Genomic DNA, 14274 nt, shown 5'->3' on the forward strand with positions numbered 1-14274 from the left:
TAAAAAGACTTAAACTGTCGATACCGCAGTTGATGAAACAGTACCAAGATGGTCATCATCTCTGATACACTTATCTTGCATGCTCTTAGCCGTTGACGGCCCGTTGCGATTAAGTGAGCCTCAAACTCAGGTTTGAATTGCTGATAAAAGTCGTCAATATGGCAGTATAGTTCGGTTAGGTTGTCCATGTAAGAAGTCCTTTTTGCTTAAGTGGTCTTGGTAAACTTACTTTAGCAACTTTGGACTTCTTTTTTCTTCTTTTTTTGGTGGTGTGTCAAAAAGTATGCTGGTTAAAACTTGAACAATTTTTGAAGCCTTGAAAGCCCTATAGAATCAGAGAACTTAGCATAGATTTCTTATTGACTTCTATCGCCAGCATACTTTTTAGAACACCACCCTTTTTTTGAGCCCTTATCCCGAACTGGGGTTAAATAATACTCTTAAAACCCCACTCTCAACTTATTTTTCTAAGGTATTGGTTTACTTAGTTTTTAAAATTTCAGTTAAAACAATTAAAATTTTAAATTCTATAAAAATCAAAGGCCTACGATAAGTTGAGATTGGCGTTCTTAAAGCACTTACTTACGCCCACGCTTCCAGCTGAAGCCCCAATTAAAAGCTTTGTCCATTTCTTGGTGACCTTGAAAATATTGATTGATACGCTCAACATTGATACTGCCTTGCTGATTCACCAAACGCGCAATTGCGCACATCGGCAAATTACTTGTGCCTTCTGTCAAACGAGTTTCAATCGGTGACTGCTCGGGTACATGAATGGTCACGACACCATCGGTTTGCGCCCAATTTGGTACGCCTTCGTAAATAAAAGCAAAGATAAAGACTTCTTCAATCTGCGACCACTGTTGCCCGTTGATATCGAGCCACTCACCGCCGCTGACTTGTCCGGTTCTATCATCGGCACGGAGCAACACATAAGGCGCTGATTGTAACTTACCAAAGCGATTGCCCAAGGCCTGAATCAGCGTCTTTTCGCCATTTTTCAGATGAATCATCGCCCCGACATCAAGGTCAATACCGCCCGCTTTATGCTGTTTAAATAAATCGCCGAGCAAGCCTTTTTTGGGGGCTGATTTATCGCTATTTGGGCGCTGATTCCAGTTAAGGTTGACAGAGATTTTACCAAAATCATCGCGTTTCTTTAGATTGATGCTAGATTGGTTCTTGGTTAAGGTGATTTTACTGAGATTAATTGACGGATTTTGAGCAGCGCTAGGAATTGGCGGCGGCGTAGTTGTTTGCGGCGCACTACCCGCTTTTTGCGTGTTGATTGGCTTTTGTGTATTGATTGGTTGAGCTTGAGTTGGCGCTTCATCGGCAATCTCAACACCGAAATGCTCAGACAACGGCTTTAAGCCACCTTCAAAACCTTGGGCGATAAAACGGAACTTCCAGCTACCTTGGCGACGGTAACATTCCGCTAAGATAATGGCTTTTTCATTACGTCCGGCGGCACTTAACTGGCAAGTCATCAGCACTTGGCTGCCTTGTAGAACCTGAATATCCACATCACCAACTTGCGCCAGCGTTTGCGCACTAGAAAACGCAAGGGCAATCTTCTCAATACTCGCTGGCTGCGCAGGTAAATTAATATCAAAAAATCCATCGCTATCATGTCCACGGAAACTTACACTGCCATCATCGCTACGCGTCTGCCCATAAAATATCATGTCGCCATCGCCGCGTACTTTACCGTTAGTGGTCAGGCGATAAGCGGCGCAATCAATGGCACTTTGGCTTAAAATACGGATGCTAATGTTATCGGTTGGCAGCGGCGCATTGGCACCAGCAATCAGTTTTTGAGGTTGACTCATCATTTATCCTTTAGGTTATTTATTATTTGTTGATATGGATGCTGTTGACTATCGCACTATAGTAGCATGGATAACAGCTGATTTTTACAGCGCACGCCCGTTCAACAAAGCATTAACCAGCCGGCAAAAACATTTTTACAAATCCTTAATGCTATTTTGTTAGCAGCATTTATAACGCTTAGCATTTGTATATAATAGCCTCTATTTTAGGTAATATGATAACGCGCTGAACGACTGACCCTCTTCAAGACTCAATTCTAGTTGTTGCACTCTATAAATTTTAATAACGCTGAGAGAATTATGAAACCCCCTGCTAACCAAAGCCCTCATACAACGTCTACTACGCCATCTGCCGTTTGGTTAGCGGAAGGTCAGTCAAGCCAGCGTGATATGCTCGCCAGCCTACAATCCTTCAAAGCCCAATCTGAGACGCCATTTAACATTATCGCGTCACACCGCCATAATAGACCTGAGATTTTTGAATTTGCTGATAGCGTTTACCGTGAGCCCTCTGCAAGCGCCATAGATAGCGATGAGCAAGCAATGTTTGAATCTGCTAAGCCATTGATGCCGCGTTGGCAGTTTGTCTTAGAGCAAGCCAAAAATAACAACGTTAAAGTGCTACTCACGGGGCGCAATGGCATTGATTATGAAGCGCATCGTCAGGCATTTGAGGCGGCGGGCATTCGTTTATTGACTGGCGCGACGAGTGTGGCGGCGTTAGAAGCGATAGATGACAAATTTGCCTTTATGCAGCAGTGTCATGAGCATGATATTCCCGTCGCCGAAGCGTGGCGCTTTGATAATGTCGCAGAGCTTGAGGCGTTACTTGCTAGGCACGGTCATCAGCCTTTATGTGTCAAACCGGTGACAGGTATTTTTGCCCAAGGGTTTTGGCGACTTGATACCGACAAGGAAGCTGACGCACGATACGATAGCTTTGAACATTTATACTTTACCGAAGAGAAAAAAATCAATACCACGCAGTTTATTCATGCCTATGCAAACAGTCTGATGGTGCACGAGCGCCCAATTCCTATGTTGCTGATGCCATATTTATCAGGGCAAGAGTACTCTATCGATGTCGTCTGTGAATACGGCGAAGTATTGGCGGCTGTTACTCGTTATAAAACAGGAAAAATCCAGCATATCGGCTACGAGCAAGCGGTCATGGGTGTGATTATTCCACTGATTAAAATGTTTGGCTGTGATGGCATCGTTAGCGTGCAGACCAAGGCCGATGATGACGGTCAGCACCGCGTACTTGAGATTAATAGCCGTCCCTCTGGTGGTATCGGTTACACCACTCATAGCGGTGTTGATTTAACCCAAATTGCATTTGGCTATTGGCTTGGCTTAACCGCTAAGCCAAAGCTTGCAGATATTGCGCAGCAAATCATTCCCTGCCAAGTACGCTCAATTATGGTTAGCGTAAAGATTGAAGAAGATGCTACCGAGTAAGTAAAAATAACGATTAACAAATTGCAAGACCGAAGGAAAATAAATGCCAAATAAGCAACACAGTACGACCATCCCCCTACCACGCGGCACTCTTGATTTAACTTATCAAACCAATTCAGCTACTGCAAAAGATGGAACAAAACCAAGCAATCACTATCAATTAGAAGACTTGCTTGGATTTGCGCAGCGTATCAATCCAAAACGCGCGTTTTTATTTGTATCAAAAGTCTTAGGTCGCCATATTCCAGTCGCGCCTAGCACCATGCGTCATGCTTTTACGGATTTGGCAAACCTAGTACCTGATGATTTGCCTGAACCCATTTTGGTTATTGGTATGGCAGAGACGGCAGTTGGTTTATCTGCGGGCGTACATCAAGCGCTACAAACGCGTTACCCCAGTGCTTTATTATTAAACTCTACGCGTCATACGCAACATAACGAGGATAATACTGAAACCTTGCTAACGACTTTTAGCGAAGATCACAGTCATGCCAGCCAGCACTTAATTTATCAAAGTGCAGATACAGTAACGCAAGCGCAGCTACTAGCGAGCAAAACCTTGATTATGGTGGATGATGAAGCGTCAACGGGCAATACTTGCGTCAATGTCGTCACCGCCCTCCGTAACGCAGGGCTTGATAATTTAGAGCAAGTACATCTGACCACTTTGGTCGATTGGTCATTAAATCAGAACCAAAGTAACGCTAATGACGATACGATTGCTACGCGATTGCCAAATATCGATTTCCATCGTCATCACTTGTTATCTGGCGCGTGGCAATGGACGGATGCGCCCAACCCTGAATCCATTACCATGCCATCGGTCGACACCACTGAGGCTGGCAGTCATACGCTAGGTGATACTGGCAATTGGGGGCGCTTCCCAACGCTAGATAGTACCGATGGTTTTGATAATTACCTTTTACGGTTTCAAGCTGCCCTTAACGTTTTTAATCAGCAAGCCCAACTTGAGAAAGAACAGCTTGAGAAACGACAACTTAATAAAAAGCAGTTGCCCAAGCGGATTTTAGTATTGGGCAGTAATGAGTTTGTTTGGTTACCGTTTTTATTGGCTGAATGGCTTGAGACACAAACTCAAAACGCTACGGTTAAGTTTAGTGCCTTAACCCGCTCGCCGATTGCCCTTGGTGGGGCGATTAACACGATGCTCAGTTTTAGCGATAACTATGGGCTTGGTATGACCAACTTTGCTTATAATGTTGAGCCTAGCGATTGGGATTTGATTGTCTTGTGCGTGGAGACATCGGCGGATAGCGTTGATGAGATGTGGAAAGATTTGGATAATGTGCTGGTGGTGAGTCCGACGCTTTAAGCTATTTTATAAAAGCTAGCTTACAAAGGCTATCCTATTAAAACTATCCTTTAAACCCTACTTTACTTTTCACATTTACGCACGCTTTTATGGCAAATACTATGACTAGCCCATTTTTTCAAGCCAATCCCGATATTATCAAACCCTACGCGCTGATGGATTTGGACGATACACTTTTTCAAACCCAACGCAAAATCGATGCGTGGGAATTACCAACGTCTGAACCTGAAAACTTAGTTTGCGCGACTATTAACAAGCAAGGCAAGCCACTAAGCTTTATGAGCCAGCGCCAAGCCGCGTTCTTTAATTGGTTACTAGCTAGCACTGATCTGATAGTGGTCACTGCACGCGATCGCAGTGAAATTAAACGTGTTAAGCTGCCTTTTGATAGTTGGCAAGTCTTAACACACGGTGCGATTATTCTTGATAGAGACGGTGCGCTACAAATTCAGTGGCAACAGCGTATGCATAGTGCACTTGCACCACTGCAAGATAAATTGCAGCAGCTAAGCCAATTATTTGCCAATCACAGTAGAAATGACAACAGCCAGCTGATATTTACACCGCATATCGATCACTTTAATGATGGCGCTGTTAATGAAGCGCTGACCATTTATCTGGCTATTAAGCATGCGCAAAAGGACCATCAAGCGTTAGTAGAGCTCGCTAAAAAGTTGCCAACGTTAATACGTGACTTTGAGCAAGATTTTTATGTGCATGTGAATGCGAATAATCTGGCGATATTGCCGCACGCGGTTCATAAACGTCATGCGGTACAGTTTTTATTAGTCCAGCATTTAGACCATCAGCGTCCGAGCTTTGGTTTTGGTGACAGCTTGGCCGATTTGCCATTTTTGCAATTGCTTGACTGGTACGGCATGCCCAATCGTGGTCAGCTACACGACAATTTTAGTTCTTAATAGTTTTTAAATAATAACAATAGTAGTAGTAGAACTCATTTTTTTAAGTAGAAACCATCTTATGACCCATCCTATAACGAACCCTAATATGCGAAAAATGCAGGAATATGGCTCAGGCAGCTATCTTGCCAGCGATGTGACTGTGCTGCTTGATATCGTTGATAAAAACGCCGTTGCTGATGTACCAGTGAGTCAAAAAGAAGCGCTCATCCAAAGTGGACAGCGCCATTATTCCGATATGTTGACATTAGAGCATGCGCCAACTGCCATGCATGAGCAATTGTATCAGCAGGCATTAGCGCAAGGTACCACGAGAACCGCGACAGATATTGCTAACTTGGCTTATACGTTACATCATATTTTTCAGCAAACGGTAAGTACTGAACGTCCATTAATATTAGTCAGCTTGGTACGCGCAGGTTTACCCATTGGCGTATTGTTGCAGCGTGCCCTATTAGACAATGAAAGGTCAGATCCTAATAGCAGCTATGCGTTGCCAAGTGTGCATTATGGTATCAGTATCATTCGCGATCGCGGACTTGATCCAGTCGCGCTACAGATGATATTGGACGCTCATCCAGACAGTGCCATCGTATTTGTCGACGGCTGGACGGGCAAAGGGGCAATTTATCAAGAGCTGGCTCGTAGCTTAGACGTCTTTAGCAACCCTAATCATCCAAACTTTGCCAATATTTTCCATCAAGGCAAGGATGTTATTCCTCTATTAACCCTTGCAGACCCCGCAGGCGTTGCTTGGTTGGCGGCAAGTGAGGAAGATTGGCTGATTCCATCAGGGTTATTAAACAGCACGGTATCAGGGTTGATATCACGCAGCTTATATACCGAGCCGCAATCGGGGCTACATCGTAGCGTCTTTTATGATAACTTGGTTGCGGTAGATCATAGCTTAGCCTTTGTTGATCATATTGATAGCACGCGGCGGGCTTTGTCTACACCTCCACAATACTTGCAAACGTTTAAGCAACCACGCTATCAGACCGCGGATTTAATTGATACGCTGGCAATTGATTATGACATTGGCAATCGCAACCGTATTAAGCCAACCATTGCAGAGGCGACACGGGCGATATTACGCCGTGATCCTGAGTGCATCTTGCTGGCCACCGCCGATCACCCAGATACCGTATTATTGCGCCATTTATGTAGCGAGCGCGATATCAATATCACGGTATTAGGTGCTAAAATACTCCCCTATCAAGCGATTACGCTGATTAAGCAGCGGGCAACAGATCGCTCATGATTCATTAATGTATTGATGCCTTGATGTATTGATGCCTTGCGAAAGAAAGGCATCAATACTGCATCAGCACCGCTGTTTTTATCATACGTCCTTACGCTATGATTTCTTGCTATAACCACTCACTTATCACTATTTACGATGCCAACTATGTCCGATATGCCCCACAATGAGTCCAACCTTTATAATAACAATCAGTCTTATGCCCACCTGATTACTGAGCGTCATGCGATGCTCAAACCGCTTACCCATCACCCGTATCAACTGGGTGCTAGCCTATATATGCCTGCGACGCGGCAAGATATTTGGCAAGTCATTACGCGTGATAAATTGCCGACGATTAACAGTATTATTATCTGCTTAGAAGATGCGGTCAGCCATAGCGATGTTGAGTTGGCGCTCATACGTCTACAAACGCTGCTACATACGTGGGCGGCGCATGTCGATAGCATCAATGACCCAGCAAAAAAAAATGGCATTCAATCAAAAGCGCACACCAATCAACCAACCAGACCGCTAGTCTTTATTCGTCCGCGTCATCCCTCTATGCTAGAGCAGCTGGCAGATTTTGCCCATATTGATTTGGTTGACGGTTTTGTCATGCCAAAAGTCGATATGTATAGCTTGTCTAATTGGCGCATGGCGTCTCAGAATTTAAGCACTGAGCATTTATTGATGCCGACGCTTGAGACAGCAGCGCTCTTTAACCCGCATCACAATCAAGAATTGGCGATTGGCTTTAAAGAAGCTTTTAGCCAGCCCGTTTTTGCCCTGCGTATCGGTGGTAACGACTTATTTGCCGCGCTGCGTTTACGCCGTCCTAAAAATAGCATCGTTTATGATACCCCGATTGGTACGCTCGCCTATCAGCTGCTTGGCTGCTTTGTACCGCATGGTTTTTATCTTACCGCACCGGTATTTGAATACTTAGAACAGCCAACGCTGTTTATGAAAGAGCTGATGCGTGATGTGAACTTAGGACTGGTCGGCAAAACGGTCATTCACCCAAGTCAGATTGCGTTGGTACAGCAAGCGTATTGCGTGCCTTTAAGTACCTTGGATGAAGCCCAAGCAATTTTGCATAGCGAGGCAAAAGCGGTCTTTAAATATAACGATACCATGCTTGAGCCTGCCACGCACCGTGCATGGGCCACAGAAATCGTCAATCGCGCTGAGGTCTTTGGCACCCTTGATGATAACAATACTGACTATACGACCCGCTTATAAACCAAGACATTAGCCTGACTCTTTTATAGTATTTTTTAAAACTGCCGCTTTAGCGTTAATCTGCTAAATGGTTTCAATAAAAAAGCCGTTATCCTATTTAAGATAACGGCTCTTTTTATAAATACTTCGCTTCATTCAAGACGACTTCTACTCTAGCTACAACCTAAACACAGTTTGCTAAAAAGGTATTAATCACTTTATTTACTTGTTCAGGCTCTTCTACCGTCGCTGTATGTCCAGCGCCTTTAATAACCGCAAGCTTTGAGCCTTTAATGGCAAAATGCATGCGCTCCGCTTTTGAATAAGGCGTTGCCACATCTTCATCACCAACGATAATCAATGTCGGCGTGCTAATCTCGCCTAGCTGATCGTAAGTGCCCGAGCGCTCAATGACACCTGTGGTCGCCTTAACGACCCCGCCCTTACGATTGCCTTGTAACATCGTGAGCCACGCTCTACGGTCAGCCTTACGCGACTTATCGTTCAAAAAGCTACTGCCAAACATAATAGGCATGACTTTTTGACTGACCCGCTTCATACCCAGCCAGCGGATAGCCTTCATCAATTTGCGATACTGCGGCACGTTTTTTGGGTCTTCAGGGTCTGCTGACGTTTCAAGTAAGGTCAGCGACAACAGTAGCTCCGGACGTTTGAGCGCGATACGCTGAGCGACAAAACCACCCATCGATAACCCTAAAAAATGGCATTTATCAATATCTAGCGCATCTAACAATGCTAGCGTATCCTCGGTCAGCGTATCCATATCATAGCCTGATTTGGTAATCTCAGACTGACCTTGCCCACGAAAATCAAACGCAATACAGCGGCAGCCAGATTTAAAGTACTCGACCTGTTTGTCATACATCCGCGTATTCCACAGCAGCCCATGAGCAAAGACCATCACTGGCTTTTGCTTATCCTCCGGCGCGCTATCTTCATAATAAATATCAACATTATTCACATTTATCATTGGCATAATTACTTCCTTGTTTGTTGCTTGTTGATTACTTGTTTGGTTAACGAAATCCTTAACACTACTGCCATTTAGCATAATGCACTAAGCGGATACTTCATAGCGTTATTTTTGTACGGCAGATAGTATATATTTATTAAATCGAATATAAGATAAAACAAGGAAAAATTAAACATTTTTGTCCGTGCCTTTAGCGCCCACAAAACTCGCTTTTATAATCATAACAAGCTGCTATAGTAATCAGCTTGCATGACTTGTTACAACTTTGTCCATTATAACCTTCATTGCTATCCGGAATGCTTATCTAGAACTTCTTACTAAGGAAACCAACCATGTCACAACCTTTGGTCGAATATCACAGCGAAAATCATATTGCCACCATTACCATGAATGACCCTAAGACGCTAAATGCCTTTAGCACACCATTAAAAGGCGCGATTATGGATGCGCTTGATAAGGCTGATCAAGATGCCGACGTACGCGTGATCGTGTTGCAAGGATCAAACAATAATTTCTCTAGCGGCGGTCATATCGGTGAGATGTTAGAGAATGGCATGGAATCAGAAGCACTTGTGGCAAAGCTTGATTTTATGCTCAGAGAAGTGGCAGAAGTAAGCTTAAAGTTGCGTAATATTCACAAACCCATTATTGCTAAATTAGAAGGTGCCGTCGCGGGTGCTGGGATGAACTTGGCATTAACCTGTGATTTCCGTATTGCCGCTGATAGCGCCAAATTTGTGCAAGCATTTGTCAATATCGGCTTGATTCCAGATGCGGGTGGTATTTACTTGCTCAATCAGCTGATTGGCGCGGCGAAAACGACTGAACTTGTGATGCTGGGTGATAAGCTCACTAGCGACGATATCGCGCGTCTAAACTTAGTCAATAGCGTCGTAAGCAAAGATGAGCTTGACGCCAGCGTATTGGCCTTGGCAACGCGCCTAAGCAACCTGCCCGGTAAAGCTTTGGCTTCGATGAAGCATATGATTAACGTGCATGCTTTTTCAGGCTTAAATGAAGCGCTCGATATGGAAGTTGACCAACAAACCATGATGGCAAAAACCGCTGACTTTGCTGAAGGTGTCACCGCCTTTATGGAAAAACGTAAGCCCGTTTATCAGGGTAAATAAAAATTTCTAACGCTACCTTCTGTACTATCAACAAAAAGGCTGCCTAATCTAATAGCAGCCTTTCGTTAGGTCATTTAATACGATTCATCTCTGTATTTATGAAGAAGCAGAGGCGGTCTTATCGTAACGCGGTAAGGTGAATATTTTATCGAAACCTAAGGTAAATACAAAGGTATAAACCAAGAAAAATAGCAGTAACGCCGCCTCCATCATAAAGGCTTTGATTAAACCAACGTCATACCAAATCATATAAAGTGGCAGGCAAATCAATACCAAGCCACCTTCAAACCCTATCGCATGAGCGCTGCGGATTAATAAGGTACGCTTTTTAACCTGCTTGCGCCGCTCCCACGCTTCGAAAGCCGTATTGTATAAAAAGTTCCAAATCACAGCGGCTAATGACACCATCACCGCAACGGGTAACGACTCTGCCGCATCGCTGCCGCTAAGTTTCATGAGCACAAAGGTAGAAGCAATAATAGCGATAATTTCAAAGATGGTCACATAGACAACACGACGTTTGAGTGGGGATAAAGTAATCAACCAAGACTCCAAAGCACTTAGCACTTAGCACTTAAGTATAAACAAAAAGTTGCTTAGTAAAGTATCGGTCCGTCCCGAGAAAATAAAGATAGATTAATTGCAGAGCCACGGTTTCCGCCTGCACTTATATTATACATCAGATATAGTGATAAGCCAGTCGCAGCTTATTTTGCTGGCGGACCCCATTGATTGGTTTCAAGCTTGGTATCGCTCGCTAAAAATACCAGTAAGATAATAGAGCCTATCAATGGCAAAATAGATATCAAAAACCACCATCCTGAACGGCTAGTATCATGCAATCTGCGAATAGTCACTGCTAAGCCCGGCAAGAACAAACCAAGCGCTACAACAATATAAAATAACCCTATTTCTGAATTGAAGATAATCGCATCTAAAATCATCGCTATGATGACCAATCCCATTTGCACCAATACGAAATACCAATACTCTTTACGCCGAGCACGACCAGAGAAATTGGCATAATTCCTTAGACCTTTTTTAAACCAGTCCATAATGCCATAGTTTGCCTCAGCACTATGATTATTAACCATCCCAGAATTTGGTAAAGGTGGCGGCGTTACTTTATCAAGCATATTTTTATTTTCCATAGGATTTATTATCACTCACCTTTAACGGTAGAGTCGCCAACTAAAACATTTAATCAACGACTTTGATTATAAGCACTCAATAAAAGTTTGCAAACCATTATTCATATTTTTCAAACATGTAAAAAACCCCGTATCATCACGATACGGGGTTTGTTTTCAAAAAATTAAGAAGCTTTCGAATGGAAAACTAGGTCAACTGAGCAACGTTAATTTTGTCCGCTTCTTCAGTATAGTCTTCCATACGATCAAAGTTCATGTATTTATAAACTTCATCGCCCATGCTGTTTAGCATGCCAGCGTACTGCTGGTATTCGTCGTTGGTTGGCAATTTACCAAGTACTGCTGCGACTGCAGCAAGCTCTGCAGAAGCTAGATAAACGTTCGCGCCTTGACCTAGACGGTTCGGGAAGTTACGGGTAGACGTCGAAACGGCCGTAGATTTCGGTGCGATACGTGCTTGGTTACCCATACATAGTGAACAACCTGGCATTTCAGTACGAGCGCCGGCTTGTGCGTAGATGTTGTAATAACCTTCTTCCATCAACTGACGCGCATCCATCTTAGTCGGTGGCGCAATCCATAGACGAGTTTTGAGGCTTCCTGCTGGTACGTCCTGCAAGAGTTTACCCGCAGCACGGAAGTGACCGATGTTGGTCATGCATGAACCAATGAATACTTCATCAATGGTATCACCAGCGACGTCAGCCAATGTCTTAGCATCGTCTGGATCGTTCGGGCAGCAAAGAATTGGCTCTTTGATCTCGCTCATATCGATAGTCATGTCGATGGCGTATTCTGCATCTTCGTCAGCACGCATGAGGCTTGGGTTCGCTAGCCATTCTTGCATTTGCTCAACGCGGCGGCTGATGGTACGCGCATCGCCATAGCCTTCTGAAATCATCCACTTAAGCAAGGTGATGTTTGAGTTTAGGTACTCAGTCACTGATTCTTCAGACAAAGTAATGGTACAACCAGCAGCACTACGCTCAGCTGACGCATCAGATAACTCAAACGCTTGCTCAGCAGTCAAATCTTCTAGACCTTCGATCTCTAAAATACGACCATTAAACTCGTTGATTTTACCTTTCTTATCAACGGTCAAATAACCTTCTTTGATGGCTTGATAAGGAATCGCATGGACCAAGTCACGTAGCGTGATACCAGGTTGACGTTCGCCAACGAAGCGCACACGAACAGATTCAGGCATATCAAGTGGCATCACACCAGTTGCTGCTGCGAATGCAACCAAACCAGAACCGGCTGGGAACGAGATACCCATTGGGAAACGCGTATGCGAGTCACCACCAGTACCAACGGTATCTGGAAGTAGCATACGGTTAAGCCACGAGTGAATGATACCATCACCAGGACGTAAGCTGACGCCGCCACGGTTCATGATAAAATCAGGTAGTGTATGCTGAGTTTCAACGTCAACTGGCTTTGGATAAGCTGCGGTATGACAGAATGACTGCATCACTAGGTCGGCTTGGAAGCCTAGGCAAGCCAAATCTTTTAGCTCGTCACGAGTCATCGGACCAGTGGTATCCTGACTTCCTACGGTAGTCATTTTTGGCTCACAGTACATACCAGGACGTACGCCTTCTAGACCACAAGCTTTACCAACCATTTTCTGTGCAAGGGTAAAGCCTTTACCGGTATCAGCTGGCTCTTCTGGCTTAGCAAATACGTCTGAATGACCAAGACCCATATATTCACGAGCACGATTGGTCAAACCACGACCAACGATTAATGGAATACGGCCGCCTGCGCGCACTTCGTCAAGCAAGGTTGGCGAGTTTAGCGTAAAGGTTGACAATACTTCGTCAGAGTCATGCTTAGTGATTTTGCCTTCATACGGATAGATGTCAAACACATCGCCCATATTTAAGTTATCAACGGCAACTTTTTCGATTGGCAAGGCGCCAGAATCTTCCATGGTGTTAAAGAAGATAGGAGCGATATTGTTACCAAGCACCAAACCGCCACCACGTTTGTTTGGTACGTTCGGGATGTCTTCGCCCATGAGCCACAATACAGAGTTGGTTGCAGACTTACGGCTAGAACCGGTACCAACCACGTCGCCAACATAGGCAAGTGGATGACCTTTTTCTTTTAACGCTTCGATTTGCTTCATTGGACCAACAACGCCCTCTTCGTCAGCAAAGATGCCGTCGCGAGAGTTTTTGTGCATGGCTAATGAATGCAATGGAATGTCGGGGCGGCTCCAAGCGTCTTGCGCTGGTGACAAGTCATCAGTGTTGGTTTCGCCAGTGACTTTAAAGGTGGTATAAGTGGTTTTCTCTGGTACTTCAGGACGGCTTAAGAACCACTCCGCGTCAGCCCAAGATTGTACGACTTCTTTAGCAATAGCATTGCCAGCTTCGGCTTTTTCGGTCACGTCATTAAACGCGTCAAATACGAGTAATGTTTTCTTTAACGCATCAGCAGCTTCTTGTGCGACTTCCGCGTCGTCTAATGCTGCAACCAATGGCTGAACGTTGTAACCACCTTGCATGGTGCCTAAGATTTCAACGGCTTTTTTCTTGCTAATAAGTGGTGAAGTCGCTTCGCCTTTAACAATAGCAGCTAAAAATGCAGCTTTAACATAAGCGGCTTGGTCAACACCGGCAGGAATACGGTTTTCTAACAAGTCCATCAAGAACGCATCTTCGCCCGCTGGTGGGTTTTTAAGTAGCTCTACCAATTCTGCTACCTGCTTCTCATTTAATGGAAGTGGTACAGTCCCTAGCTCAGCACGTTCTGCGACATGTTTACGATAAGCTTCTAACACAATAGTCGTCCTCGTCGGTTGGTGACCAGTACATCACGTGAGTAGTCAGGATGACAGCCTACATCGATGTACTGCATTGAATAATTATCCGTGCAATCATAGCTCAAAACGCTCAAAATGTTAATGGCTGAGCCGTGAAAAGGCGCAGAATAACGCCATATTGGATATTTATTATAAAAATAGTGCCATAACCAATAT

11 protein-coding genes and 1 pseudogene are annotated in these 14274 nt (G+C 44.3%); 6 read left to right on the forward strand and 6 right to left on the reverse strand.

The window, feature by feature from the left end:
• Together A7325_RS06895 and A7325_RS06900 are read right to left on the reverse strand one after the other, a co-directional pair.
• Window positions 1–188: pseudogene (locus A7325_RS06895) on the reverse strand (IS982 family transposase); the annotation flags it as partial.
• Window positions 189–578: 390 nt separating this feature from the next.
• Window positions 579–1832: a TerD family protein gene (locus A7325_RS06900; protein WP_068406163.1), complete on the reverse strand. Its 1254-nt coding sequence runs from the start codon at window positions 1830–1832 to the stop codon at window positions 579–581.
• A gap of 300 nt (window positions 1833–2132) precedes the next feature.
• Between A7325_RS06900 and A7325_RS06905 the strand changes: the two genes are divergently transcribed.
• From A7325_RS06905 to A7325_RS06925, 5 genes are all read left to right on the forward strand, one after another.
• Entirely contained in the window at window positions 2133–3293 is a 1161-nt protein-coding gene (locus A7325_RS06905; RefSeq protein WP_068406167.1) for an ATP-grasp domain-containing protein, read from the forward strand.
• A gap of 43 nt (window positions 3294–3336) precedes the next feature.
• On the forward strand, window positions 3337–4626 hold the full coding sequence (locus A7325_RS06910; protein WP_068406171.1) for a phosphoribosyltransferase domain-containing protein: 1290 nt from the start codon (window positions 3337–3339) through the stop codon (window positions 4624–4626).
• 101 nt (window positions 4627–4727) lie between these two features.
• Window positions 4728–5546, forward strand: coding sequence for an HAD hydrolase family protein (locus A7325_RS06915; protein WP_068406224.1), 819 nt, complete (start codon window positions 4728–4730; stop codon window positions 5544–5546).
• Window positions 5547–5634: 88 nt separating this feature from the next.
• Complete coding sequence (locus tag A7325_RS06920) at window positions 5635–6807, forward strand: cysteine protease StiP domain-containing protein (protein ID WP_227514954.1); 1173 nt, start codon at window positions 5635–5637, stop codon at window positions 6805–6807.
• Window positions 6808–6954: 147 nt separating this feature from the next.
• Window positions 6955–8031 carry an HpcH/HpaI aldolase/citrate lyase family protein gene (locus A7325_RS06925; RefSeq protein WP_082894330.1) on the forward strand — a complete coding sequence of 359 codons (1077 nt, stop codon included), beginning with the start codon at window positions 6955–6957 and terminating at the stop codon, window positions 8029–8031.
• A gap of 163 nt (window positions 8032–8194) precedes the next feature.
• Here the strand turns inward: A7325_RS06925 and A7325_RS06930 are convergent, their stop codons facing one another.
• The gene (locus A7325_RS06930; protein ID WP_068406177.1) at window positions 8195–9007 is read right to left on the reverse strand and encodes an alpha/beta fold hydrolase; all 813 of its coding nucleotides are present in this window, start codon (window positions 9005–9007) and stop codon (window positions 8195–8197) included.
• 329 nt (window positions 9008–9336) lie between these two features.
• On the opposite strand from A7325_RS06930, the gene A7325_RS06935 reads away from it, so the two are divergent.
• Complete coding sequence (locus A7325_RS06935) at window positions 9337–10134, forward strand: enoyl-CoA hydratase/isomerase family protein (RefSeq protein ID WP_068406180.1); 798 nt, start codon at window positions 9337–9339, stop codon at window positions 10132–10134.
• A 96-nt stretch (window positions 10135–10230) separates the two neighbouring features.
• Here the strand turns inward: A7325_RS06935 and A7325_RS06940 are convergent, their stop codons facing one another.
• The 3 genes from A7325_RS06940 to acnB all read right to left on the reverse strand — a co-directional run bounded on the left by A7325_RS06940 (window position 10231) and on the right by acnB (window position 14076).
• A complete protein-coding gene (locus tag A7325_RS06940) occupies window positions 10231–10677 on the reverse strand; it encodes a PACE efflux transporter (RefSeq protein WP_180952490.1) in 447 nt (148 codons plus the stop codon).
• Between the two features lie 164 nt (window positions 10678–10841).
• Window positions 10842–11285, reverse strand: coding sequence for a DUF805 domain-containing protein (locus tag A7325_RS06945; protein WP_068406183.1), 444 nt, complete (start codon window positions 11283–11285; stop codon window positions 10842–10844).
• A 187-nt stretch (window positions 11286–11472) separates the two neighbouring features.
• Window positions 11473–14076: a bifunctional aconitate hydratase 2/2-methylisocitrate dehydratase gene (acnB, locus tag A7325_RS06950; protein ID WP_068406186.1), complete on the reverse strand. Its 2604-nt coding sequence runs from the start codon at window positions 14074–14076 to the stop codon at window positions 11473–11475.
• Between the last annotated feature and the right edge of the window lie 198 nt (window positions 14077–14274).

Source organism: Psychrobacter sp. SHUES1, from assembly GCF_001652315.1.
Taxonomy (GTDB): Bacteria; Pseudomonadota; Gammaproteobacteria; order Pseudomonadales; family Moraxellaceae; genus Psychrobacter; species Psychrobacter faecalis.